This window comes from Chryseotalea sp. (assembly GCF_057350905.1).
The window spans coordinates 121,163-145,762 of the sequence record NZ_JBMRCF010000006.1 but is presented as its reverse complement, the minus strand read 5'-3'; the positions used below and the strand labels follow the sequence as shown (position 1 = coordinate 145,762).

The window sequence follows — 24,600 nt, the reverse complement described above, 5'->3', positions numbered from 1 at the left end:
GGAAACATAGATCGATTCGATCAACTGATTGAGAATAGTTTTAACCATGCAATAGATAGCATTAAGCGAAACATTGAAACAGAGAACTTTAATCTGCTGGCCATTGTAAATGCCAAGTACGATACTGCTTTAGCAGACGGATTAAAAACTGTATCTTTTAGAGAGAAATTTTATCCGGTTAGTGGCTTGCAATCAGCGTGTACAAAAGCTGTGAATGATTACCTGCTGAGCAGTACTAAAAAAACATTTGTTAATGGATTAGATGCAGCGCTGAAAGAAAGGGCTGATGTCTTGTACGAAAACCTGAAGAACTGTGAAATTATAGTCCCTGAAGAGATTGTGATACACTATAAGCGTAAAGGACGAAATCAATATCGAACGTGGGGTGAGTTCACAATTGTGGGAACTGATTATAAAGGGTATATTTTGGAGAGGCAAAAGGGGGATAAGCCTACAACATTTCAAACCGACAAACGTGTTCCAGCAGGTACGTACACTTTAAGCTACTCTGAGTATTCTGGTGGAAGTAAGAAATTCGATTATGTTACTTTGTACCTTGTAGATCATAGTGGTTATAAGCTGCACTGTGGTAATCGGGTAGATCAATCTAATGGATGCTTCTTGATTAATTACAATAGTCCACAGTTTGATAAGTACCCTGATGCATATGAAGATGATGATTTACGACCTAACATTAAAAAAGCAACGGTTGCAAATAGGTATCCATGTGATGGACAATGCGAAGAACCACACTCTGATCCATTAAATGCTGCTTTGAAACTACGGAACAAAGTTAAAGAAATGCAAGATCAAATTGAAGCGGCATTTAAAGTATCAACTGTTAGAAAAATCCTAATAATTGATGAGTCAGAAGAAATCGAAGAATTATGAAATACTTATTTACTGTCATTCTTTTTGTTTCATGCATTAATATAAATGCTCAAAAAAAAGAAGATTTTACTGAATACTTTAAAAAAAATTATACTCGTTTAGATTTAGAGTATTTTATCTTTTATGAAACCGAGTTGATAAATTGCATGATCGATACTTCTTTTCAGAAGAGATTTTCTCGTGATATGGAAAACCAAATGAGAAAAGTACAAACATCTTTAAGCTCACAGGCTAATGAAAGAAGGGTTTTTCTTAACATCTTATATGAACGAATTAATAAGACAGTGATTCAAAATAAAGAACAAATGCATGCTAAGGCGTTTCTTTTAAATCAACTTTCAGAATTTAAGAACCTGGATTTTGTCGTTGACTTTGATCTATTGGAAAAAAGACTTGATCCAAAGAAAAGAGGTATGCCTTTTGGAGATGAAGAATGCAGTTATGATTTCAGCTTATTTATTTTTTTTATCTACGATCCTGAATTGTGTGTAAAAGTTACAACTGAAAGCGCTATAGTTAGCTCTATTAGTAAAAAAGTGTTGTTCCCAACAAAATGTTTCTTTGAAGAGCTGAGCCCTCTATCAATGGGAGTTAAGAAAAACACACAACAAGAACTGCTAACTATTTTGAACAAATATAATGGATCAAAATACGATTCAATTCGAAATAGGATTCTCAATGCTGATTTGAATGCAAAGTTTGATTAACTGGTAAATTCTCTCACCTAGTAATTCAACAAATAAATTAAAAAAAATACACCGAATCCATCGCTGGTCGTAGGGGCTCCCCACGGCCTAACAAGAAAAATACAGTTAGTCTTAGCGAGACGTTAAGACCAGTTGGGGAACATCTAGTAGACTAGTCCGTCCCCAATGTTTGAATGGAAAACTCAAAGTTGCCAGCTTTTAATAGACTGCCTATTGCCATAGCTGCATGCATTCTTAGTTCTTTGGTTTGTTTGTGATGTCTGTCAATTTCAATACTCAAAAAGACCTTCCCCTGAATCTAATTATAGCTTTATCAAAAGCTTGATCCCAACTAATTTCCCCATTTAAGAATTCAGTATCAGAAACAACCTCATCGCTCCTAAAGTCGTCATAAAGTCTTATCTCCAAATCTTCATAGGAAATATCAAATCCTTCTCCATAGTTAACACTGTCGATTTCCTTAACGACATTTAGTTTTGGAAGCTTCAATAATGTCGGTAATAATTCTTTAACTCTTATATCTGTTAACACCTTCATTAATATGGCCATACACAAGTAACTAAATTTTTAATTTGTCTCACTATTTGAGATGTTAGCTCAGCTATTCCGAACTACCAATAATACCTAATTTTAAATCATCTCTTCCGAATTTGTAATTCGGAAGCCCTATCAAAGGATTTTAAATCCGGTTTAAGCGAACTTATGCATAGTAGAACACGGCACAAGTCTCGCGCTTGCTTTCGCACAGTTCCGAAGACTTGCGCCAGTTGGGTAGGAGTAATCTAAATGTTTATCCGTTTCTTTAAGTATTCTAAAATACAAGCTAGATGAAATTATTGCAGTTTAAACCAACTCTTTTGATCGCCTATATGAACCAGTAATTCTAGTTATCTCCGGGGTTTGCAAGTCTTTTAATTTTTGATTCTACGCCTATTAGTTTAGTGGTATCTGGAAATAGGTTAGATACATTCTCCGGTGCAACAAGTGCTGGATGTATTTCTGCACCTTTTCCGATCAGGTCTGCAAAAGTTGTAATTGAATTCTTTATTCTCTCAATATTTTCTGGAGTATTTTGTCGAAAGTGTTCAGACGATATATATTCTGCTTCTGCTTGTATCATTAAATCAGTCTCGGCCTTTTGTGCTTTAAGAATGTCCTCTAAGCTGTCGTTTCTAACCTTAAGTCCTCTAACTTGTTCAGCTAATAATTTCCCTTCTAAGATTTTCTTAAAAATTACTGCTGATGCCCAAACTAAACTTGCTATTACAGTTACAGCTGATGCCCCAACAAAAACATTGAACCAAATTGAACCATTTTCAACACTTATAATTTTAGTTTGGCCATTTATATCATCGTTGTAAATTACTTGTGTCAAGCCTAAATGAATCTCTCTAGAAACTTTTGATAATTCGTCAAAATCGTTTACTGGCGGAAGCTTAATATTGATTGAGTTAATATCCTCTTCTGGAACTGTTGTCAGAAGTACATTTAAGAAATTAGTAGTAAGTGTTTTTAGTAAAGTTAAATTTGCAACTATGTCACGTCCTTCTTGAAATTGAATGGTCATTTGGTCGCTTGCAGTAGTATATATAACTGATTTGCTCAATGACTCCACAATACCGTTAAAAAGATTTAAGCTTTTTATATCATTGATAACAGTTCTGATATTGTTAAGACCAGTTAACTTTAAATTAGTTGCTTGACCAGAGGCTACATTTTCCGCACTCCATTCAAGTCGTTTAAGAATGTTTTGAAGTTGTTGCTTAATTAATTTTAAAGACGCGTTCATATATTTATTGTTTCAAATTTTAATATTTAATTTGTAGTCATAGTATTTGCGCTAACTCATTTCTAACCTATTAAAACCTTCACTAATATTACACTTATGCTTATCAAAGGTTACATCCGCTTTCCTAAACTGCATCTAATTTAGTTTCTCGAGCTTTTTTGAATCTATACCTAACTAAGAATTAACTAGATGCATTTAGTATTTTCAATAGCGCACAAAATTTATAGAGATGCACACTTATTCTATCGGAGCCCATTCAACTGCATCGCTTACCCAATATCGCAATATTTTCCCCAACCCTCCAAATACTCATCACGCTATTTTACTAACGTACTGCCTACTCAATTTTACCATTTACTCCTCTGCCGCAGCAGGGATAGCATCGGAAATCCTTTTTGCTGAAGGGCAGGAGCACAGGTCAAAAAGATTGAAGCCACGCGCTTCGTGTGGCCCGCCCGAGGCACGAGGGGCTGCCACGATAAAATTGTTTTAAGAAAACAGTGGTGATAAAATTTACCGCAAGCTTTTCACTCGCTTCACTGGCAGGGCATCGATGCAGCTGCTTAACAAGGCGCGATTACTTTTTAATAACACAGGATGAATAAAGTCCGGGGCTATTTCTGTTAAGGGCTCCAGTACAAAACGCCTTAACTGTATACCAGGATGGGGTACTTGCAAGTGCGGTGTGTTGACGATGCTTTGGTTAACATACAGGATGTCGATATCGATAAGGCGCTCGCCCCACTTTTCTTTGCGCACACGCCCCATGGTTTGCTCGATGGCCAACACCTGTGTTAATAAACTTTCGGCTGTATGCCTTGTTTCAATCTGCAGTACCTGGTTGAGAAAATCGTTTTGGTCTTGTTTACCCCAGGCTGCTGTCTGGTATAGCGAGGAGCGCTGAACAATGGCACCGCAGTGCTGCGCAATAAGTGTTGCGGCTGTGGCGAGATTGGCCTCCAGGTCGCCTAAATTGCTGCCAGTCAATAAAAAAACTCCTTCTATCATGTAATTATAGAGGCTGCAAACATACTTTTTAAAAACATAAGGGCATTCCTTATTTTTGGAACTTAAATAATTGTGAATATGGGTTTTTGGAAGAGTTTTTTCGCGACAATGCTCGCTCTTTTTGTTTTCTCCTTCATTTCTTTCTTTTTAATGATCGGCTTCATTGGCGCCCTTTCTTCTGAGACAGAGGTAGTTGTGGCTGAAAATTCGGTATTGCACCTGAATTTGGACGCACAGATTACGGAACAACAAGTGGATAACCCTTTTGAGGGCCTGCCGGTGTTGGGTGGTGAAGTGGCATCAGTTGGATTAATTGAATTAAAAGAGGCCTTGCGCAAGGCCAAAGACGATACTAAGATTAAAGGCATTTACCTGACGGTGAGCTACCCGATGACGGGCTTTGCCACGCTGGAGGAAATACGTATGTCCTTGCTGGATTTTAAAAGCAGTGGCAAATGGGTGGTGGCCTATGGCGACATGATGTCGGAAGCGGCTTATTACCTGGCTTCTGCGGCTGATAAAGTATACTTGAATCCACAGGGTGATGTGGAGTGGAATGGTTTGGCGATTGAGGTGAGCTTTTTTAAGCGCATGTTCGAAAAGCTGGAGATTAAGCCGGAGGTTTTCAGGGTAGGGGAGTTTAAAAGTGCTGTTGAGCCTTTTATGCTCGATAAGATGAGCAACGAAAACAGACTGCAGCTGACAGAAACGATTAACTCTATCTACGATTATGTGGTAACACAAGTAGCGACAGCGCGTGGTATTGATAAAGCAAAGCTGCGTGAGATGTCGGACAAGATGTTGGTGCGCAATGCCAAGCAGGCAGTTGAATATGGTTTGGTGGATTCGTTGTTATACGATGATCAGCTAACGGCCGAACTGAAGAGCCGCCTGGTGCTTGCGAATGACGATGACATTACGTTTATCAAGTTGAACAGGTATCGTAAGAGCTATTCAACCTATAAATCGTCTAAAAATGAAATAGCAGTAATTGTTGGTGATGGTGAAATTATGCCGGGCAAAGGCAGCGATGGCATTATTGGTGGCGACAAGTTTGCCGAGCAGGTACGCAAGGCACGCGAAAATGATAAGGTGAAAGCGATTGTGATTCGCGTGAACTCACCAGGTGGAAGTTTTCAGGCTTCGGATATCATGTGGCGCGAGATTACCCTGGCAAGGCAGGCAAAACCTGTAATAGCTTCTATGGGCGACTATGCTGCATCGGGTGGTTACTACATGGCCATGGGTTGCGATACCATTGTAGCACAACCACATACCATTACAGGCTCTATCGGTATTTTCAGTGTGTTGTTTGATGCCAGCGATTTAATGTCGAACAAACTTGGCATTACTACTGAGCAAGTGAAGACAGGTGAGTTTGGTGAAATGATTACCATTAGCCGTGCCCTTACTGAAAATGAAAAAGCAGTATGGCAACGCAAAACAGAAGAAGGCTACGAAGTATTTACCAGCAAAGCGGCTGAAGGCAGAAACATGGATGTAGCGGAATTGAAGAAGGTTGCCTCTGGTCGTGTGTGGACGGGTGCACAAGCTCAAGAACGTGGCCTTGTAGATGTGCTGGGCGGCTTTGATGATGCTATTAACCTGGCCGCCACTGCTGCCGGCCTGGGCGATGACTATAAAGTAAAATTCTATCCACAGAAGCAGCCTTTCTTTCAGGAGCTGATGCTGCAGCTGGAAGAAAATTCAAAAGTAAATGCCTTGCAGAAAGAATTGGGTATCTACTATCCGTTCTACTTGCAGATGCAGCGCGTGCAACACTACCATGGTACGCAAGCACGTTTGCCTTTCGAACTTTCTATACACTAAACCCCAAAGCATGACTTCAATACGCAATAACTGGACTAAGCAGGAAATAGAAGCTATTTATAATAAACCCGTGCTGGAGCTGATTTACGATGCAGCCACGGTACACCGTCAATTTCACGAAGCCAGCGAAGTGCAGGTGTGTACACTCTTGTCGGTAAAAACAGGTGGATGCCCTGAGGACTGTGCCTACTGCCCGCAAGCGGCACGCTACCACACCGAGGTGAAAGTGCAGAAGCTGATGGAGGTAGAAGAAGTAATTGGCAAGGCATTAGAAGCGAAGGAAGCAGGCAGCACACGTTTTTGTATGGGCGCTGCTTGGCGCGAAGTGCGCGACAACCGCGACTTTGATAAAGTGTTGGAGATGGTGAAGGGCGTTAGCACCATGGGCATGGAGGTATGCTGTACCCTGGGCATGTTAAGCCCGGAGCAGGCGCAGAAACTGAAAGATGCAGGCTTATATGCTTACAACCACAACCTGGATACAAGCGAAGAATTTTATAACGACATTATCACTACACGCAATTACGGAGATCGTTTAGAGACACTTGAAAATGTACGCTCAGCAAAAATATCAGTTTGCTCAGGTGGTATTATTGGTATGGGCGAGAAGGAGGGAGACCGCATAGGTATGTTGCATACATTGGCTACACTGCCGGAACATCCGGAGTCGGTGCCAGTAAATGCCTTGGTGCCTGTTGAAGGCACACCTTTGGAAGATCAGGAGAAGGTATCGGTGTGGGAGATGGTGCGCATGATTGCCACCGCCAGAATTATTATGCCGAAGGCGATGGTGCGTTTATCGGCCGGCCGTGTGCGCATGACGCTAGAAGAGCAGGCCTTGTGTTTTATGGCGGGTGCGAACAGCATTTTTGCAGGGGATAAACTGTTGACAACACCTAACCCAGGCTATGTGCAAGACAAGGAAATGTTCCAGATTTTACAACTGAGCCCGCGACCTAGCCACAAAGAAAATTTGGCAAAAATACCCGTTTTGTGACGTAACGTACCGTTGCAAATTTTAATGAAATAATCTTAAAGCGCCACTTTCACCAAGCCTCTTACATAGGCTTGGGTGGTGGTTCGAAGAAGTTTAAAGCCTTTCATCAAGAATGTGGAAGGCTTTTTTCATGACTTCCGTTTAAGTGCTGCCTTTAGCTGATGAGTAGAGAGGGACTGCATCAGTTAATCCCTGATTCTTTTCTTTTCTGACTGCTGTGAAATCGCGTAAGAATTAATCAGGCTTCTCCTGATATAGTTGTGATGAGCTCGCTTAACATTTCAGAAAGACAAGAGCAGCTAAAGCAACTATTGTGCATAACAGAAAAGTAATGGAGGTTCTATTGAAAGAATATTTTTCTCGCAACAAATTTTATGCAACTGCGCACTTTAACGTACACGGCTACATAAAATTTGCTTGAGTAAGCAAGGGCTTGGGCTCCCGTACTTAAGTATAAATCTTTGTTTTTCAGAGGGGAAAAATCAGAAAGTGCCTTCTGATACAAACCCACCGATTGGCTCTTGGTTATTCGCAGCCTGCTTGGCAGACTGAGTATTTTGTTTGTTAACAAAAGTGAATGATAAAGTTGCCACAGCAACAATAGCCAATAGGATTAATGTCTTGGTTTTCATACGCTCGTTGATTAAAATTTTTTAGAAACCTTTAACGCTGCCTTGTCCGCCTTCATTACCAGTCGTTGGCTTTACTTCTTCTTCAGTGCAGGCAGAGAAAGTAAGGGCAACAACGAAAACAAGAGCCAGGATTGTAAAGAACTTTTTCATAATAGTTTTGGGGTTAGGTTTTATATTAGGTTTAAATCATTTAAATTGACGATGCAAATATTGGTTGGCTCTCTTAATTTGTATTATCGATCGTAATTCCTATCATACATTCATGCTGAAGATGAGAGCATTTCAGGTTTTTCTTTTCACACTATTGCCTATATTTTGCTTCAGCCAGAATTTAGATTCACTCAAGAATGTAGTCGAGCGCAGTCCGCAGGACCAGCAGTTTGAAGTTATCTTATCTTACATGCGCTCATTACTGGGTGAAAGTGTTGAGCAGTCTTACAACGTATCTGAGTATGCTGTTGAATATGCAGAAAAAAGAGCTGACAGCTTATTAATAACGAGGGCCCTATACGCGCAAAGTTTTTTATTGAGAAGGTTGGCTAAGGAGAATCAGGCGGTAACGAACTTGAAAAGAATTTACGGCATTGCCAAGAGAAACAATTATATCGAGGAATTAAGTAGAATACTTAACCTATTAGCCGTATCGTATACATTCACCGCCAATTATGATGAAGCCTTAAAGGCAAATTTTGAAGCCCTTACGGTAAATGAAAAACGAAATAGCCTGGAAGATATCAGCATATCCTGCAACAACATTGGTCTTGTTTACTTCAAACTGAGTAATTACGATGAGTCTATCAAGTTTTATCAGAGATCATTGATGGCCAAGAGAAAATCCGGATCTACTTTTGATCTTGATCGACTTCACATCAATATGGCTTTGTGTTATAACCAGCTCAAATCCTTTAGTGAAGCTGAGCAGAGTATTCAGGAAGCTTTAAAAGCCTGTGGCAATAATTGTTCGGATGAAATTGTGATGGAAGCGGAATTGGCACTCGGTGTTTCACTACACAATAGCAAAAGATCAGCGGAAGCCATTGAGCATTTTAATAAATCGTTGGCGCTTTCCAGAAAATTAAAAAGCACACGTTTTGAAATGGAAATATTGTCTCTGCTGGCCAGTACTTATCTTGAACAGGGAAATGATGAGAAGGCTTTAGAGATTTTAAGAACTGCTGAAAATATTTCAAACTCCACTGTATACCTTCAGTCCCTGCTCTATCTGTACGAAAAATTCTCCGACTTTTATGCGGAGACAAGCGATTACCAGAACGCTGCTTACTATAGCAGGAAGTATAGTGGTTTAAGAGATAGTGTGTTTAGTGAAAGTCTGATCAAGAACCTGGCAGATGTTCAATCAAAATTTGCGGAACGCGAAAATCTGGCGACTATTTCCATTAAGGACCAAATCATTAAGCAGCAGCGGTACATCAGCTCACTGATTGCACTTACTTTTATTCTTTCTGGTTTGCTCATCCTGTTTATCATGCGCTCTAATAGAATTGCGCGTAAACTCAATTCCAAATTGTCGGAAGAGGTACAGCGCCAAACAGCGGAACTCACGGTAGCGAAATCTAAGCTGGAGAAATCGAATAAATCTTTAATGTATGTGAATGCTGAGTTAGATAACCTCATTTACAAAACATCCCATGACCTGAAAGGCCCGCTCACCACACTAAAAGGCATTTGTAACCTGGCGCTGATGGATGTAAAAGATCCCACCGCCCTCGATTACTTTGCTAAAATTGATCAGACCACGGCCAAACTCAGCAAGGTGCTAGACAGGCTGTCTGTCATCAGTGTAATCATGAGCACGGAGCATCAGGTGATAAATATTGATCTGCCGGGTGTGATTAATGAAATTGTTCAGCACGAAAAACGGATCGCCAAACAGAAGGATATCAAGATTGATTTATTCCTGAAAGATATTCCTGACTTTGCTACGGACCCTAAGTTGCTGCGCTATGCCCTCGAGAGTGTGATCAGCAATGCATTTAAGTACCACAACGACTCACCCCGTGTTGATTCCTACATCAGTATTACTGTTAAGTCAAAAAGGGATAAGGTAATCATCAGCATTATCGACAACGGTATCGGTATGGGTGTTGATGACAAGGCCGATGTTTTCCGTCTCTTTTTCCGTGCTTCTGAGCGCTCAGAGACAGGCGGCACAGGTTTGTTCATTGCCAAACTTGCTACCGAAAAATTAGCGGGCGATATAGAATTCTATAAACTGCCCAATGAAACGGAGTTCCGCATTACCCTGCCCAAGGTTTTTCAAATGACGCAGGAGCTTTATGATGAAATTGAGTTGAACAAGCACGTGATGGCGCCTAAGATTAAAGCACCTTAGCCTCATCCAACTTCTCAGAAGGAGACGAGTTCAAGGAACTTTGTAACCCCAAAGATCGCTGAGCTTCGCAGAGAATCAGCTTTGCACACTTTGCGCCTCTGTGATTAGATTTTTTCACACCGCAAAGATCGCGGAGGTTTGCAGAGAATCAGCTTTGCATACTTTGCGCCTCTGCGGTTAGATTTTTTTACACCGCAAAGATCGTGGAGGTTCGCGGAGAATCAGGTTTAAGCACTTTGTGCCTCTGTGATTAGATTTTTCGCACCGCAAAAATCGCTGAGGTTCTCAGAGAATCAGCTTTGCGCACTTTGCGCCTCTGCGGTTTTTTTTTACCGCAAAGGCCGCGGAGGTTCGCAGAGGATTTTTCCGCTGTTAGCGTAGCGCATCTCGAACTACAAATAATACCGGATTTAAAATCAGGTACATGAAAAATTCCAGATGCCCTTCGGAACTCTGGAATAGCAAGATTCAGCTTCCAGCTTCGAGCCGCTAAGCCCAAAGTTCGAGACATCTCCACAGCACATTTCACACCTCAAAACACCTAGATTACATACCTTATACGTTTTTCTTAGTGCTCCATCTTTAGCATCTTTACGTTTTATTTATCATGAGCAAAAAAGATTTTAAACGATATACCGTTACCGCGGCCTTGCCTTATGCTAACGGCCCCCTTCATATAGGGCATATTGCTGGTGCCTACCTGCCTGCCGATACTTATGTGCGCTATTTGCGCCTTAAAGGCGAGGATGTAGCCTTTGTCTGCGGATCGGATGAGCACGGGGTAGCCATTACCATTGGCGCTAAAAAAGAAGGCATAACACCCAAAGCCTTCGTTGACAAATACCATGAGCTGATGAAAAAGGCTTTTGCCGATTTTGGTATTTCTTTCGATATCTATTCACGCACGTCTAACCAAATCCATTACGAAACAGCACAGGATTTCTTTAAGAAAATCGATGCACAAAACATTTTCCTGGAAGAAACTTCTGATCAATATTACGATGAGCAGGAAGGTATCTTCCTGGCCGACCGTTACATAGCAGGTACGTGCCCTAACTGTGGTCACACAAACGCTTATGGCGATCAGTGCGAAAAGTGCGGTACGAGTTTAAGTCCGAAGCAACTGATCAACCCAAGGTCTACAGTATCGGGTAATACACCCGTGCTGCGTCCGACCAAGCATTGGTATTTTCCTTTGGATAAATATGAGAACTGGTTACGCGAGTGGTTGCTGGACGGCCACAAGAGCGATTGGAAGACCAATGTATACGGTCAGTGTCGCTCCTGGATTGAACAAGGCCTGCAGCCCCGCTCCATCACCCGCGATTTAGACTGGGGCATACCTGTGCCGCGCGAAGATGGCAAGGGCAAAGTTTTATACGTTTGGTTCGATGCACCCATTGGTTATATCTCGGCTACCAAAGAACTGAAAGGCGCTGACTGGGAGAAATACTGGAAGGATAAGAATACCAGACTCATCCATTTCATTGGAAAGGACAACATTGTATTCCATTGCATTATTTTCCCTTCTATGTTAAAGGCGGAAGGCAGCTTTATTGTGCCAGACAATGTGCCTGCTAACGAGTTTTTAAATCTAGAAGGCGATAAGCTTTCAACCTCGCGCAACCATGCCGTGTGGTTGCACGAATACCTGGAAGATTTTCCGGGCAGAAGAGATGAGTTGCGTTATGTGCTCACCTCCATTTCGCCTGAAACAAAAGATGCAGACTTTACCTGGAAAGATTATCAGCAAAAAGTAAACAGTGAGCTGGTAGCCATACTCGGTAATTTTGTAAACCGTGTGATGGTGCTTACCTGGAAATTCTTTGAAGGTAAAGTGCCCTCAGCCCATGAGTTGCCGAACACCAACGAGAAGCGCAAGCGCATTCTTGATTTATACAACCAGGCACATACTGATTTGAATAAATCAGCAGGCGACATGATTACTTCACTGGATGAATTCCGTTTCCGTGAAGCACAATTTCATATGCTGAACATGGCCCGTATTGGTAATAAGTTTTTAGCTGACACAGAGCCCTGGAAGCTTGCCAAGGAAGACATGGAAGCCGTAGGGTGTATTTTAAATTATGCGCTCACAGTAGTAGGTAATATTGCCATTACCTGCGAACCGTTCTTGCCAGACACAGCAAAGAATATTGCTACGCAATTGAATGTTGATCTGAAAGAGGCAGCCAGAAAATTCTGGAAGACAAAAATGTTGGTAGAGCCTGTACCGGCAGGTCATCAGCTGGCACCAGCGGCTTTGTTGTTTAAGAATGTAGAGGACAGCGACATCGAAGTTCAAGTTGAAAAGCTAAGAAAAAACAAACCTACCGTGACACAGGAACCCAGTGCTGAAAAACCATTAACACCTTTAAAGCCCATTATCACTTTTGATGATTTCGCTAAACTGGATATTCGCATAGGTACTGTTACCGGTGCGGAAAAAATGGAGAAGTCAGACAAGCTGTTGAAGTTAACCGTGAACAGTGGTTTGGATGTACGCACAATTTTAAGTGGTATCGCCAAGCATTATAAGGCGGAAGAGATGGTGGGTAAGCAGGTTACTTTCATTGCTAACCTGGCGCCTCGTAAAATGATGGGCATCGAGTCGCAGGGTATGATTTTAATGGCCGAAGACAACGAAGGTAAGTTACGACTGATAGAACCTAACGAAGAAGTTAATCCAGGCTCAACAGTGAGTTGATGTGCTGATTAGGTGATTCGGTGATGTGCTGATGTGCTGATGAGTTGATTTGGTAATATGTTGATGTGCTTATTGCTTTATTGGTAATGTGCTGATTCGTTAATTAAAGAATTAAATAAAATATACGCGTCATTGCGAGGAATTGGGATAGAATGTGTGCTGAGCTGACGTAGCAATTTAAACTGATGTGTTGATGTTGCTAATTCGTTGATTTAGTCAAATTTTCTACGCTTCATCACATTATGCCCAGACAAGGCATTTAAAAGAGACTACTTCAATCGCTCGAGTTTTCCTTTTCGCTTCACAATATTTTTATAATCCCACTGAATGTCGCGCGATTTCTTAACCCAGCGCGCTAAATCTTTTATATTAACCTGATCAAGCGATGTGTATCGCATTTCAGCTGCTTTAAAACTTCCTTCGTTCTGTAATCCATCCTCCTCAAAAGTTTGTCCACTCCAAAATAGCAAACGAACACAATCTTTCAATTTGCTATAACCCGCAACAGGATTACCATCCAAAAACCAGACTGGGTGCCGATGCCAGATCTTACTTTCCGCTTCAGGTAATCCTTTGTCAATTTCCTTCGCTAAAAGATTACAGATAGCTTTGTCGCCAGCGGCTTGTGCATTATTATATGCCTGAATGTCGGTGTTCATAGCAGTTGTAATGAGTGGTCAATCAATTTTATTGATAACAGATTTCTTTTTCAAAACGAGCGAACTGATCAGTGCTACAATGAGTCCTACAGGCAATACTTCTGAATAGGTTATGAGGATAACAAAGAGTGGATTTTTGTACATCTCTTTAAAGTCGGCCATCTCTTTTGTTTTAGCCTGAAGTGCTACGGCATCCTGCGGGTTTACTTCTTTTAAAACATGGGGTATGTAGGCATCAAGAAAATCGGGTACAAACAAGTAGTAGTATACTAACCACACCACTACATAGGTAGTAGCACCTGTCAGGGCAATCAGCGCACCGGTTTTAAAAGCTTTTCCAAATGAAATTATACCGGCAAGTTCTTTATTTCTGTAATTACGTATGCCAAAAAACACCATGGAGAAGATGACCACCATGGCTGCATAACCGATTACATCATTGCCCTTAAAATCCGGATTGGTGTAACACTGCCTTACCATGTAAAACATATTGCCACACAGGATTACACCAAGTACAAGTCCAAAAATCAAAATATTTTTTCTCATAATTAATCTGGTTGATTTGATGCAAACCTATCCAGCACAGAGAAATCCAGTCTCATACTAAAGTACCGATTTTAACCACCTGACACTTTCGTACTAAAGTATGAGTTTGGCTAGGCGATGATTCTCAGTCGCTTAGCTTTATCAATGGCTTGGGTTCTGCTTTTCACATCCAGCTTAACAAAAAGGTTAGAGGCATGTGTTTTAATGGTGCTGAGTGACAGAAAGAGCTTCTCGGCAATTTCTGCATTACTATGCCCCTTGGCCAGCAGATCCAACACCTCATATTCACGATTACTCAGCCCTGCTTTTTTGAGGGCTTCCTCATCTACTGCAAAAGTATTATGCAGATTGACGACCACCTCTTTTTCAACAGTGAGGGTTTGCAATTTTAGCGTGGCCATTTGTGTTGCTACCCACACACCCAACACGGTAAAGAAGATGGCTATCAGCCCTATGTAAATTTCAAGGGAGTTATCTACAATCAGGAATTTCCATTGGAGCCATTTCAGCAGAAAGACTAAAATGGCCATGAGCAAGCCATAAAGCAGAATATGGCGTGTCCTGCTAAAAAGATTTTGTAAGAAAATCATGATGCCTAACTGTGTATATTGTAATGCCACACTGATTTAAATTCATTGAGCACTTGCGCGATGAACTAAATTAATGTATTGTGCCGATTTGGCAAAATAAGTACGGACAGATTTCAAATTTCAAATTTGAAATAGTCGACAACGAACAACTAATTACTTCTTCCCGTGCGCAGCATAGCGCTCTTCTTTTTCGCGCTCTACATCTTCTTTTTCGCGTTTGATCTTCGCTTTCGCCTGCGGACCAACTGAAATAGGTGCACGTTCTGTCTCGATATTGGCAGCCTCCAGACCGTATAATTCTGCGGTACCTAAACTGAACTTCTTAATGAGTCGGTAACCCTGAATAACAATTCTGTCGAAGTTAGAAATCTCACTATCGGACGAAGCCCACGAATTCAGAATAATAAATTTGAAGTCAGCAGTCATGCTGTGCTTGTGCAGCGCAGGGTAGGGGCTTACTAAATCTACCTCACCACACTCAGCCATCTCATGTACAATTTTATTGAACAAGAGATTGATACGATGTGGTGTTTTAAAACCGAGTTTCATGCGCACAAAGAAACACTTGCGCGGAATAATGGTATCGATAGAGTACTTGCTGGTAAAGGGTGAGTCAACCGTATCCACATGCAGGAACCAATAGACGTCAGCGCGTTTCGGTCGTTTCTTGAAAAGAGAATAGATAATATTTGAATCGATATAGCGCTTGCTGTCTGCTACCGCGAGGTACACAAGGTTAGTGGCTTCCTTGGGAATACTCTGATCGTTCTGCACATCCTGCATCAATTCTACATAATGCTTTACGTCTACAAACTCAGTATGCCTGTCGCGAAGCTTGCGCGCGCGTACCAATACAAACATCATGAAGAAGAAGCCCGAAGCAATCAGGAATGTAAACCAACCACCATGACCGAATTTACTCAGATTGGAAACCAGAAAGGCTCCTTCGATAGAGAAGAACAACAGCGCCATCGCCATTGCCCGGATGGTAGATTTTTTTGATAATGAAAAATAATAAACGAGTAGTGAGGTGGTCATCAACATATCAAAGGTGATGGCCAAACCATAGGCACCTTCCATAGAAGACGACTCGCGGAAAATTAATACCACCGCAATACAGCCGATCATCAGAATCCAATTGATGGAAGGAATATAAATCTGTCCCTTCACTTCGCTTGGATAACGCAAGCGGGTTGCTGGCCATAATTTTAGTTTCATGGCCTCATTCACCAAAGTAAAGGTTCCTGAAATCAAAGCCTGGCTGGCAATAACAGCCGCCATGGTAGCGATGATGATACCAAAGATGAGTAAGGGCTCAGGAATGATGGCATAGAAAGGAATGATATCGCCCAATCTGCTGTCCACTTGTGTCATCAGCCAGGCAGCCTGACCGAAGTAGTTGAGTAACAAGGCAACTTTTACAAAGCCCCAGCCCACGCGAATGTTTTTCTTACCGCAATGACCTAAGTCAGAGTACAAGGCTTCAGCTCCTGTTGTACATAAGAAGACAGCACCTAAAATCCAGAAGCCACCCGGGTATTTAATCAACAAGTTGATTGCATACATCGGGTTTAAGGCTTTTAATACTTCTGGATTTTTTACCAACTGAAGCAAGCCCATGGTTCCGATAAAAGTGAACCAGATGAGCATGATAGGCCCAAAAGTTTTGCCCACCACACTGGTACCGAATTGTTGAAAAACAAAAATGGCAATGATGATGGTAATAACGATGGGAACTGTTGGAATATCAGGATTTAAAATACGGAGACCTTCCACGGCAGATGATACAGAGATGGCAGGTGTAATAAAACCATCGGAGATCAAGGTGGCGCAACCAATAATGGCAGGAAAAATTACCCAACCTGCTCTGTACTTTCTTACGAGTGCATACAGGGCAAAAATTCCACCTTCACCTTTGTTGTCTGCGTTCAGCGCCAGGTAAACATATTTGATGGTAGTTACCAGTGTGAGTGTCCAGATCACCAATGACAAACCGCCAAAGACCAGCTCTTCAGTGATATCACGTTGACCAATAATGGCTTTAAATACATAAAGCGGTGATGTACCTATGTCGCCATAGATAATGCCCAACGACACCAGCACACCGGCTGCCGTGAGGGTCTGAATTTTTGAATGACCGTTTTCCATCTATGATACACCGTCTTTAGGACGGGCTATGATAACGCGATTGCTCTTGTCGTAAGAGAAGTAATTAGATAACCAGTTAATTAGTACCAATACCCTGTTACGGGCTCCCACCAACGACATGAGGTGTACAAACATCCAGATAAACCAGGCAATGGTTCCCTGTGTTTTTACTTTGAAAGGTACTTTGAGATCAACCACGGCTCTGTTTCTTCCAACAGTGGCCATGCTGCCTTGATCTTTGTAACGAAAAGGTTTTAATTTTTTCTTGGTGATAATGCGTTTAATGTTTTCGGCTACAAGCCTTCCTTGCTGCATGGCTGGTGGCGCTACTTGCGGATGACCATTGGCAAAATCTTTGTCGACACCTTCCATAATAGCGGCATCGCCAATGGCGAAAATATTTTCAAAACCAAGCACACGGTTAAACTCATCTACTTTAATTCGTCCTGCACGACCAATGGTTTCATCTGGTAAACCTTTAACGGCATTAGCCCTTACACCCGCAGCCCAGATAAGGGTGCGTGTCATCAGTTTATTGCCATTATTAAAATTTACTTCGTGTCCGTCATAAGATTTTACGGCTGTATTCAAGTGTACTTTTACACCCATGTGCTGAAGATACTCCAGGGCTTTTTCACCTGCTTTATCCGACATGCCGTTTAACAATCGTCCGGTTGCTTCGACCAGGTGAATGTCCATGTGGCTCAACTGTAGTTCGGGATAATCGCGGGGAAATACATGCGACTTTAATTCAGCCAGCGCCCCCGCCATTTCCACGCCTGTAGGTCCTCCACCTACAATAACGAAATCCATCAAGCTGTTCATCAACTCTGCATCATCCGTAAGCAATGCAAGCTCAAAATTCTGGATAATGCGATTGCGGAGCTTAATGGAGTCGATAATATTTTTTAGCGGCATGGCATGTTCTTCAACATCCTTCATGCCATAGTAGTTGGTAGACGCACCGTTGGCCAAAACCAAATAATCGTACTTCACACCACCTATTGAAGTTTCTATGTAATTCTCCTCAGGTTTAATGGCTGTAACTTCTCCCAACCTGAAGAAAAAATCTTTTTGCGTGCCAAATCTCCTTCTGAAAGGAAAAACGATAGAGCTGGTATCGAGTCCGGAAGAGGCCACCTGGTATAAAAGTGGCTGAAAGCAATGGTGGTTGTATTTGTCGAATAAAACGGTTTGAGCCTTAAAACCGGCTAAACCCTTGGCAACCTCTAATCCGCCAAAGCCACCTCCGATAACAACTATCCGAGGCTTGCCCAGGTCTGCAATACGCGTACGCGTGGTAATTAATTTGGGCATTTTAGTTGAGAGTTTTTAAAAAAACGTGGCAAAGTTAAGTGCCTTTCAGCAATAGCAAAGCAAAAAGGAGATTATGTTGCTGCCATCGATTTCGGCTTACGGTAATATTTTGAAGCTTATGCTTTTTTGATAATTTTAATCTGCGATCCAAAGCTTAGACAAACCAATTACATTTGTATACCAATTATTAAATCTTTATGAAAAATCTTCTCCTTATCCTTCCCATTGTAGCAATATTGGCTGCTTGTGGAAGTAAAGAATCGGCACAACTCCAATCGCAGGTAGATTCTCTACGTTCTGTACTGGAAACCAATCAACGTGTGGCCCAAACACTACAAGAAGTGGGCGTACTCATGGATTCTATTGATGCCAGCCGACAATTACTGCGCGTAAACATGGTTGAAGGTACAACCTACGATAATTATACTTCTCGTATGGAAGATCTTAACAACTATGTAAAGGATACGGAAGATAAGATTGCAGACCTTGAGAAGGCCTTGAAAAAGTCTAAAGGAACAGCCAATACCTATGCAGCGACTATCAAAAAGCTAAAGGAAGACCTGCAAAATAAGAACAACGAAATTGCCGACTTACAAGCACAGGTAGAGAAGTACAGAAATGAAAATCAGAATTTGATTCAAACAGTGGGTTTGCAGGAGGCAGAAATTGCTGACAAAGATGAGCAACTGGCCGCCAAGCGATCAGAGCTTGCCTTGATCGAAGCCCGCATTCAGGAAATTATGTTGCAGTCTAAAATGAGCGAAGCCGATGCGTATTATGCGAGAGCCGTAGCTGTTGAGGAAGCGGCCAACCGTACCAAGCTGGCTCCCCGCAAGAAAAAAGAAACCTATCAAGAGGCCTTAGAACTTTATAAAAAGGCTCAATCGCTGGGTAGTAAGGATGCGGCAGCCAAAATAGCCGAACTGGAAAAGAAAATATAACTGATTAACAGGCACTTAGAAAGGCTTCAGCTTAAGGTTGAAGCCTTTCTTTTTTGGTGAAAATGAAGTCCCGCGTCATTCTCTTTATTTCTGTATCTTTACGATTCTTATGGCCTTAGAAATTTTTATCACCATATTTTTGGTGTTTTTAAATGGTTTTTTCGTTGCAGCTGAATTCGCCATTGTAAAAGTTCGGTCTTCACAAATCGCATTGCAGGCTGGCACTACTTCCAAGCGTGCAGCTCAAATCATCATTGATAACTTAGATGGCTTTTTAGCCGCTACCCAACTAGGTATTACCCTGGCCAGTCTTGGTTTGGGTTGGATTGGCGAGGATGTGGTTTCGCAACTTATTCTCAACCTTATGCATGCCCTGGGTTTTGAAATGAGTGCTGAACTGGCCCACAGCATAGCCTTACCTATTGCCTTTGCTATTTTAACGATACTGCACATTGTTTTTGGAGAGCTGGCACCCAAGACGGTTGCCATCCGCTACCCGACAGCCACTACCTTATCGATATCGATACCCCTGCGTGTTTTCTATTTCATCTTTAAGCCTTTCATTTCTGTGCTGAACGGATTTGCAGGTTTAATCTTAAAAATGTTTGGTATAAAACCTGTTCACGAAAGTGAAGACATTCACTCTGAGGAAGAACTTAAGTTAATCATTGCTGAAAGTGAAGAAGGTGGAGCTATTGAAAGCAGTGAGCGAGAATTGATTCAGAATGTATTTGATTTTGATAATCGCATTGTGAAGCAAGTGATGGTACCGCGCTTCAAGATCAGTGGCATTCCTGCTACCACCACCATGGAAGAAACCATGCAACTCGTGTTGCGCGAAGGTTATTCGCGTTACCCGGTATATGATAAAAGCCTGGATGAAGTCGTGGGCATTATCCTTACCAAGGATATTGTTAAGCATTACATCGAGAAATCAGGTAAGACGGTTGCGGAGATCATGCACAAAGCTTACTACGTAACCGAGAACAAAGCCATTGATGAATTGCTGCGCGAATTTCAGAAAAAGAAGGCGCAGATGGCCATTGTGGTAAGCGAGTATGGAGGCACCATGGGTATTGTTACCCTGGAAGATATTTTGGAAGAATTGGTAGGGGAGATACAAGATGAGCACGATCAGGAAGTGCAGGTTGTTACCCGTGTTGGCAACACGTATCATGTCATTGCCACATCGCCCCTGCACGACATCAATAAAATTTTGGACGAGCCATTTGAGGAGTCAGATGAGTATGAAACCCTGGCTGGTTTACTGCTGCACCACAAACCTTTTGATTTAAAAGAAGGTGAAGAATTTACCCTGAATCAGTATAAGGTTAAAATAATTAAGATGAGCCGCACCCTGCCTGAGTTGGTAGAGTTGAAGATTATTACACCTCAATAATAATGATCAATGGTCAATTGACCATTGATCATTATTACTCAGTACGCCAGTCATCAGACAAATTACATTTTCATCGCAGCATATCGGGATATTTCTTTTCTTTGTATTGCTTAAGAAATGCCACCAGAGGCATTCAGGCATGTGGCGCCTAAAAACATAATGAACACATGAAGATACTACTCCAATCGCCCCGGATCCTGCAAAAGGGTTCGCCTTTTCATAACAAGGAGAAAAACGTATTAATACAAAACGGGCGCATACAGGAAATAGGAGATAAAAATTACAGTGCTGATCGTGTTATCAAAGCCGAAGGCATGTTGCTTTCTGCGGGTTGGGTTGATTTGGGTACTTTTGTTGGCGATCCTGGGTTGGAGCACAAAGAAGATCTGGAGAGTCTTAACAAAACAGCCATTGCCGGAGGTTTTACTACCCTGGCTCTGCTACCCAACACACAACCGGTAGTACAAAGCAAAAACGAAATCAGTTACATTACACGCAATAACGACAGCCGTCTGGTGCAGTTTCATGCCATGGCAGCTGTTACAAAAAATACGAAAGGCGAAGAGCTTACTGAAATGATAGACCTGCACGAAGCAGGTGCGATTGCATTTACCGATGGTTTAAAACCGATCTGGCATACGGACGTTTTTTATAAGGCACTTCAATATTTACAAAAATTTGACGGACTGTTGGTTGATCATGCCGAAGACCAATGGCTGAACATGTTTGGCCAGATGCATGAAGGTTTGCAAAGTACCTTGCTAGGCATGAAAGGTATGCCGCGCATTGCCGAAGAGATTGCCATCAGCAGAAACCTGGAGTTACTGGCCTATGCAGGCGGCCGCTTACATTTCTCAAAAGTTTCGACAGGTAAATCAATAGACATGCTGCGTAATGCAAAAAAGAAATTGCAACTCTCCTGCGACATTGCTTCCTATCAGGCCCTGTTAACTGACGAACAATTAAAAGGCTTCGATACCCATTACAAAGTAAATCCTCCTTTGCGCGAACGCGCAGATAACGAGGCTTTGCTTAAAGGTTTGAAGGACGGCACCATCGATGTAATTTGTTCAGGCCACCTGCCACAAGATGAAGAAAGCAAACAGCTTGAATTTGATCTGGCAGATTTCGGTATCATCAGCTTGCAAACAACAGGAAGTAACTTAACTACCTTAGCAGAAGAGGTAGCGTGGGAGCATTTGATTGAAAAAATCACAACCACACCACGCAGATTATTGAATTTAGAACAGCCTTTGATTGAACCTGAAGCCAAAGCTAACCTTACCCTATTCGATCCGGAAAGAAGCTGGGTGTTGGATGACAAAACAAATCAATCAAAAGCAAAAAACTCACCTTGGTTTAATTCCAAACTAAAGGGTAAGGCCGTAGCCGTTTTTAATAATAATAAATCCTGGATAGACAAGGATGAAGATTAATACCCCCCTGACAAAGGTTCCATTACGCTATGGAGTAATAGCCTCAATTATTGCTTTTGCGCTTGTCGTAGTATTATTTTATGTGGGCAAGCACCCTTTTTTAATTCCGATGTATGCTGATTTCCGCATCTTCCTTTTTGGATTATTTATCTTTTTCTCATTAAAGGAGTACCGGGATCAATACCAGCAGGGGACCTTGTATTTCTTTCAGGGAATGATTGCCAGTTATGTGTTTTTATTGTCGTTTGCTGTGCTCAGCGCCTTATTTATTTGGCTTTTGGCAACGGCCAAAGGCTCTTTTATTACTGAATTTGTCAGTCTTTTTATCGAGCAAGCCCGCACCATACCGACCGAAGATATAGAACGTGTAGGAAAAGATAATTTTGAACGTAATTTAGAGGAGGTTTCGCATACTAATGCGTTCGGAATGGCCAAGCTATATTTCAGACAGAGTCTGTTGATTGGCTTTTTCATTAGTCTTATCATTACAATTATTTTAAGAAAACAACCTAAACAGTAAACCCCTATGGAAAACGAAAATGCAACCTCATCTTTCATGAATCATGCTGGTAAACATGCAATTATTCTTGGTGTTATCAGTGTGGTGTTAACCCTGGCAGCGTATGCCATTGACTACACTTTGCTGGCTTCTATGTCTTTTGGCTTTTTGTCAATGGCCATTTATCTAGGCTACGGTATTTATGCAGGTATCAACTACCGCAATGAAATTGGTGGCTACCTAAGCTTTGGTAAGGCTTTCCAGCATGGTTTTGTTGTTTTTGCAGTTTCTGCCTTGATTTCTACCATCTTCAACATTCTTTTATATACTGTTATCGATCCTGAATTGCCTGCAAAAATTACAGCAGTAGCTGTTGAGAATGCAGAAAAAATGATGGAAGGATTCGGTATGACTGGAGATCAATTAGACGAAGCCATGGCGAAAACACAGGAAGACACAGCTAAGCGTTATACCGTAGGTGGTTTAGCGATGGGTTATGGTTTTGCTTTAATCGGATGTGCTATCTTTGCATTAATTAGCGGTGCTATCGCGAAGAAAAAGGAGCCCGAAACATTCTAAATGACGAATCTGCAGATATCTGTAATTATTCCGGCAAAAGACGAAGAAGAGTCTATACCCGAATTATGTTCCTGGATAAGCCGTGTGATGCAAACACACGGCTTTTCTTATGAAGTTTTTTTAATTGACGATGGCAGCAGCGATGGTACCTGGGACCAGATTGTGGCGGCCAATAAAATTAACAGCAGCATTAAAGGCATACGCTTTAACAGAAACTTTGGCAAGTCTGCTGCCTTACAAACAGGCTTTAGATTAGCACAAGGTGAGGTGGTGATTACCATGGATGCTGACTTGCAGGACAGCCCGGATGAAATACCGGATTTGTACCGCATGATTAAGGAACAAAAATTTCACCTGGTTTCTGGCTGGAAGAAAAAGCGGAACGATCCCCTTTCTAAAACCATTCCATCAAAGTTCTTTAATGGTGTAACCAGTCGTATATCAGGTATTAAGCTGCACGATTTTAACTGTGGTTTAAAAGCGTATGATAAAACGGTTGTAAAAAATATAAGTGTATACGGTGAAATGCACCGCTACATTCCGGTTATTGCTAAATGGGCTGGCTTTACTCGCATTACTGAAAAAGTAGTAGAGCACAGGGCACGTAAATACGGTTATACTAAATTTGGACTAGAGCGTTTTATCAACGGCTTTCTTGATTTACTCTCCATTACTTTTGTGAGTAAATTCAGGCAGAAGCCCATGCACTTTTTCGGAACCTGGGGAACGGTTTCTTTTCTCATAGGTTTTGTTTTGACCGTTAAAATTTTCTGGGATAAGATGTATTCATTGTACATCGCTAAAATGCCCATGAAGCGTGACATCGCAGATCAACCTATTTTCTATCTGGCCTTAGTGGCAGTGATCATTGGCGTTCAATTATTTGTTACCGGATTTTTGGCAGAAATGTTTACTATGCAATCACAATCCAAACGTGATTATCTGGTGATTGAAAAAGTAGGCATAGAACAAGAAAGAGAGAAGACTGTTGCATGACAAGAGAATGTGAAGGCTTGAAGGTGCGCTTGAGTTAAGAAGCAATCTAAAATTGATGTGCTGATGTGTCGATGTGCTGATTCGTTGATGGGATGATTGATTTGAGAATTTGAAGATTTGAAAATTAAGAAGTTCGTCATGCCAGGGAGGTAGGAGAGAAGCAATCTAAATTTTTGCAGCTTGTTTCTTTTTGTTTGTAACGATCAAATCGTATAAGATTCTAAATTGATATACAGATTTTTTATCTTTACTAAAAGTTTAATACCATGAGTAATAAAACAAGATCTGTACTTAAAGCCATTGCTGTAATATTTGTATTGCTGGCTGTTGTAATGAAGCTGGGTTATGTCAGCATACCTGCACTGAGTGCTTATACTTTCTGGATGGTAGTGATCGCTTTTTCTACTGTGCTGATCGCTTCGAAATAATTTATTCTTCTTTTAGAATTTCAAATTTCAAATTCGAGTTCCATCATTGCGAGGAATTAGGCTTGGGTGTGTTGGCATGACGAAGCAATCTGATTGATTAGCTGATGAGCTGATTCGTTGATGTGCGGATTAATTTGAAATTTTAAAT

23 protein-coding genes are annotated in these 24,600 nt (G+C 41.5%); 13 read left to right on the top strand and 10 right to left on the bottom strand.

Annotation, left to right across the window (positions count from 1 at the left end):
* Together ACO1XM_RS08125 and ACO1XM_RS08120 are read left to right on the top strand one after the other, a co-directional pair.
* The coding region (locus tag ACO1XM_RS08125) for a DUF5675 family protein (protein WP_486227704.1) at positions 1–891 on the top strand (891 nt) is incomplete at its 5' end.
* Positions 888–1,598: a hypothetical protein gene (locus tag ACO1XM_RS08120; protein ID WP_486227702.1), complete on the top strand. Its 711-nt coding sequence runs from the start codon at positions 888–890 to the stop codon at positions 1,596–1,598. The genes ACO1XM_RS08125 and ACO1XM_RS08120, both read left to right, overlap by 4 nt.
* Positions 1,599–1,874: 276 nt before the next feature.
* Here ACO1XM_RS08120 and ACO1XM_RS08115 read toward each other — a convergent pair whose 3' ends face one another.
* The 3 genes from ACO1XM_RS08115 to folK all read right to left on the bottom strand — a co-directional run bounded on the left by ACO1XM_RS08115 (position 1,875) and on the right by folK (position 4,395).
* The gene (locus ACO1XM_RS08115; protein WP_486227700.1) at positions 1,875–2,147 is read right to left on the bottom strand and encodes a hypothetical protein; all 273 of its coding nucleotides are present in this window, start codon (positions 2,145–2,147) and stop codon (positions 1,875–1,877) included.
* A gap of 334 nt (positions 2,148–2,481) precedes the next feature.
* On the bottom strand, positions 2,482–3,387 hold the full coding sequence (locus ACO1XM_RS08110; RefSeq protein ID WP_486227698.1) for a hypothetical protein: 906 nt from the start codon (positions 3,385–3,387) through the stop codon (positions 2,482–2,484).
* A gap of 513 nt (positions 3,388–3,900) precedes the next feature.
* On the bottom strand, positions 3,901–4,395 hold the full coding sequence (gene folK / locus ACO1XM_RS08105) for a 2-amino-4-hydroxy-6-hydroxymethyldihydropteridine diphosphokinase (RefSeq protein WP_486227696.1): 495 nt from the start codon (positions 4,393–4,395) through the stop codon (positions 3,901–3,903).
* A gap of 78 nt (positions 4,396–4,473) precedes the next feature.
* Between folK and sppA the strand changes: the two genes are divergently transcribed.
* Positions 4,474–6,225, top strand: coding sequence for a signal peptide peptidase SppA (sppA, locus tag ACO1XM_RS08100; RefSeq protein ID WP_486227694.1), 1,752 nt, complete (start codon positions 4,474–4,476; stop codon positions 6,223–6,225).
* 10 nt (positions 6,226–6,235) lie between these two features.
* The gene (bioB, locus tag ACO1XM_RS08095; RefSeq protein WP_486227692.1) at positions 6,236–7,222 is read left to right on the top strand and encodes a biotin synthase BioB; all 987 of its coding nucleotides are present in this window, start codon (positions 6,236–6,238) and stop codon (positions 7,220–7,222) included.
* 482 nt (positions 7,223–7,704) lie between these two features.
* Here the strand turns inward: bioB and ACO1XM_RS08090 are convergent, their stop codons facing one another.
* Positions 7,705–7,854, bottom strand: coding sequence for a hypothetical protein (locus ACO1XM_RS08090; protein ID WP_486227690.1), 150 nt, complete (start codon positions 7,852–7,854; stop codon positions 7,705–7,707).
* A gap of 21 nt (positions 7,855–7,875) precedes the next feature.
* Positions 7,876–8,004, bottom strand: coding sequence for a hypothetical protein (locus ACO1XM_RS08085; RefSeq protein WP_486227688.1), 129 nt, complete (start codon positions 8,002–8,004; stop codon positions 7,876–7,878).
* A 112-nt stretch (positions 8,005–8,116) separates the two neighbouring features.
* On the opposite strand from ACO1XM_RS08085, the gene ACO1XM_RS08080 reads away from it, so the two are divergent.
* Both ACO1XM_RS08080 and metG read left to right on the top strand, forming a co-directional pair.
* Positions 8,117–10,207 carry an ATP-binding protein gene (locus ACO1XM_RS08080; protein WP_486227686.1) on the top strand — a complete coding sequence of 697 codons (2,091 nt, stop codon included), beginning with the start codon at positions 8,117–8,119 and terminating at the stop codon, positions 10,205–10,207.
* Positions 10,208–10,814: 607 nt separating this feature from the next.
* Positions 10,815–12,914, top strand: coding sequence for a methionine--tRNA ligase (gene metG / locus ACO1XM_RS08075; protein ID WP_486227684.1), 2,100 nt, complete (start codon positions 10,815–10,817; stop codon positions 12,912–12,914).
* A 269-nt stretch (positions 12,915–13,183) separates the two neighbouring features.
* Here metG and ACO1XM_RS08070 read toward each other — a convergent pair whose 3' ends face one another.
* From ACO1XM_RS08070 to ACO1XM_RS08050, 5 genes are all read right to left on the bottom strand, one after another.
* Complete coding sequence (locus ACO1XM_RS08070) at positions 13,184–13,573, bottom strand: DUF1801 domain-containing protein (protein ID WP_486227682.1); 390 nt, start codon at positions 13,571–13,573, stop codon at positions 13,184–13,186.
* An 18-nt stretch (positions 13,574–13,591) separates the two neighbouring features.
* Complete coding sequence (locus tag ACO1XM_RS08065; RefSeq protein WP_486227680.1) at positions 13,592–14,119, bottom strand: DUF4199 domain-containing protein; 528 nt, start codon at positions 14,117–14,119, stop codon at positions 13,592–13,594.
* A gap of 110 nt (positions 14,120–14,229) precedes the next feature.
* On the bottom strand, positions 14,230–14,739 hold the full coding sequence (locus ACO1XM_RS08060) for a response regulator transcription factor (RefSeq protein ID WP_486227678.1): 510 nt from the start codon (positions 14,737–14,739) through the stop codon (positions 14,230–14,232).
* A gap of 123 nt (positions 14,740–14,862) precedes the next feature.
* On the bottom strand, positions 14,863–16,857 hold the full coding sequence (locus tag ACO1XM_RS08055) for a KUP/HAK/KT family potassium transporter (RefSeq protein ID WP_486227676.1): 1,995 nt from the start codon (positions 16,855–16,857) through the stop codon (positions 14,863–14,865).
* On the bottom strand, positions 16,858–18,174 hold the full coding sequence (locus ACO1XM_RS08050; protein WP_486227674.1) for an NAD(P)/FAD-dependent oxidoreductase: 1,317 nt from the start codon (positions 18,172–18,174) through the stop codon (positions 16,858–16,860).
* Between the two features lie 197 nt (positions 18,175–18,371).
* On the opposite strand from ACO1XM_RS08050, the gene ACO1XM_RS08045 reads away from it, so the two are divergent.
* From ACO1XM_RS08045 to ACO1XM_RS08015, 7 genes are all read left to right on the top strand, one after another.
* On the top strand, positions 18,372–19,115 hold the full coding sequence (locus tag ACO1XM_RS08045; RefSeq protein WP_486227672.1) for a hypothetical protein: 744 nt from the start codon (positions 18,372–18,374) through the stop codon (positions 19,113–19,115).
* 109 nt (positions 19,116–19,224) lie between these two features.
* Complete coding sequence (locus ACO1XM_RS08040) at positions 19,225–20,514, top strand: hemolysin family protein (protein ID WP_486227670.1); 1,290 nt, start codon at positions 19,225–19,227, stop codon at positions 20,512–20,514.
* Positions 20,515–20,681: 167 nt separating this feature from the next.
* A complete protein-coding gene (locus ACO1XM_RS08035) occupies positions 20,682–21,950 on the top strand; it encodes a dihydroorotase (RefSeq protein ID WP_486227668.1) in 1,269 nt (422 codons plus the stop codon).
* Positions 21,940–22,470 (top strand): DUF4199 domain-containing protein, encoded by a 531-nt coding sequence (locus ACO1XM_RS08030; protein ID WP_486227666.1) that lies wholly within the window; start codon positions 21,940–21,942, stop codon positions 22,468–22,470. Before ACO1XM_RS08035 ends, ACO1XM_RS08030 begins: the two co-directional genes overlap by 11 nt.
* Positions 22,471–22,476: 6 nt before the next feature.
* Positions 22,477–23,028 (top strand): DUF4199 domain-containing protein, encoded by a 552-nt coding sequence (locus tag ACO1XM_RS08025; protein ID WP_486227665.1) that lies wholly within the window; start codon positions 22,477–22,479, stop codon positions 23,026–23,028.
* Complete coding sequence (locus tag ACO1XM_RS08020) at positions 23,029–24,024, top strand: glycosyltransferase family 2 protein (RefSeq protein ID WP_486227663.1); 996 nt, start codon at positions 23,029–23,031, stop codon at positions 24,022–24,024. It abuts the gene before it with no gap.
* Between the two features lie 266 nt (positions 24,025–24,290).
* Positions 24,291–24,452: a hypothetical protein gene (locus ACO1XM_RS08015; RefSeq protein ID WP_160118713.1), complete on the top strand. Its 162-nt coding sequence runs from the start codon at positions 24,291–24,293 to the stop codon at positions 24,450–24,452.
* The last annotated feature ends 148 nt before the right edge of the window (positions 24,453–24,600 follow it).

What these genes read in the sequence shown, in the direction of transcription:
- ACO1XM_RS08065 (WP_486227680.1), bottom strand. Translation starts at nt 14,119, where the DNA reads ATGAGAAAAAATATTTTGATTTTTGGACTTGTACTTGGTGTAATCCTG.
- ACO1XM_RS08090 (WP_486227690.1), bottom strand. Translation starts at nt 7,854, where the DNA reads ATGAAAACCAAGACATTAATCCTATTGGCTATTGTTGCTGTGGCAACT.
- ACO1XM_RS08120 (WP_486227702.1), top strand. Translation starts at nt 888, where the DNA reads ATGAAATACTTATTTACTGTCATTCTTTTTGTTTCATGCATTAATATA.
- ACO1XM_RS08035 (WP_486227668.1), top strand. Translation starts at nt 20,682, where the DNA reads ATGAAGATACTACTCCAATCGCCCCGGATCCTGCAAAAGGGTTCGCCT.
- sppA (WP_486227694.1), top strand. Translation starts at nt 4,474, where the DNA reads ATGGGTTTTTGGAAGAGTTTTTTCGCGACAATGCTCGCTCTTTTTGTT.
- ACO1XM_RS08015 (WP_160118713.1), top strand. Translation starts at nt 24,291, where the DNA reads ATGAGTAATAAAACAAGATCTGTACTTAAAGCCATTGCTGTAATATTT.
- ACO1XM_RS08070 (WP_486227682.1), bottom strand. Translation starts at nt 13,573, where the DNA reads ATGAACACCGACATTCAGGCATATAATAATGCACAAGCCGCTGGCGAC.
- ACO1XM_RS08025 (WP_486227665.1), top strand. Translation starts at nt 22,477, where the DNA reads ATGGAAAACGAAAATGCAACCTCATCTTTCATGAATCATGCTGGTAAA.
- ACO1XM_RS08115 (WP_486227700.1), bottom strand. Translation starts at nt 2,147, where the DNA reads ATGGCCATATTAATGAAGGTGTTAACAGATATAAGAGTTAAAGAATTA.
- ACO1XM_RS08080 (WP_486227686.1), top strand. Translation starts at nt 8,117, where the DNA reads ATGCTGAAGATGAGAGCATTTCAGGTTTTTCTTTTCACACTATTGCCT.
- ACO1XM_RS08085 (WP_486227688.1), bottom strand. Translation starts at nt 8,004, where the DNA reads ATGAAAAAGTTCTTTACAATCCTGGCTCTTGTTTTCGTTGTTGCCCTT.
- ACO1XM_RS08020 (WP_486227663.1), top strand. Translation starts at nt 23,029, where the DNA reads ATGACGAATCTGCAGATATCTGTAATTATTCCGGCAAAAGACGAAGAA.
- ACO1XM_RS08050 (WP_486227674.1), bottom strand. Translation starts at nt 18,174, where the DNA reads ATGCCCAAATTAATTACCACGCGTACGCGTATTGCAGACCTGGGCAAG.
- ACO1XM_RS08045 (WP_486227672.1), top strand. Translation starts at nt 18,372, where the DNA reads ATGAAAAATCTTCTCCTTATCCTTCCCATTGTAGCAATATTGGCTGCT.
- ACO1XM_RS08055 (WP_486227676.1), bottom strand. Translation starts at nt 16,857, where the DNA reads ATGGAAAACGGTCATTCAAAAATTCAGACCCTCACGGCAGCCGGTGTG.
- ACO1XM_RS08030 (WP_486227666.1), top strand. Translation starts at nt 21,940, where the DNA reads ATGAAGATTAATACCCCCCTGACAAAGGTTCCATTACGCTATGGAGTA.
- folK (WP_486227696.1), bottom strand. Translation starts at nt 4,395, where the DNA reads ATGATAGAAGGAGTTTTTTTATTGACTGGCAGCAATTTAGGCGACCTG.
- bioB (WP_486227692.1), top strand. Translation starts at nt 6,236, where the DNA reads ATGACTTCAATACGCAATAACTGGACTAAGCAGGAAATAGAAGCTATT.
- metG (WP_486227684.1), top strand. Translation starts at nt 10,815, where the DNA reads ATGAGCAAAAAAGATTTTAAACGATATACCGTTACCGCGGCCTTGCCT.
- ACO1XM_RS08110 (WP_486227698.1), bottom strand. Translation starts at nt 3,387, where the DNA reads ATGAACGCGTCTTTAAAATTAATTAAGCAACAACTTCAAAACATTCTT.
- ACO1XM_RS08040 (WP_486227670.1), top strand. Translation starts at nt 19,225, where the DNA reads ATGGCCTTAGAAATTTTTATCACCATATTTTTGGTGTTTTTAAATGGT.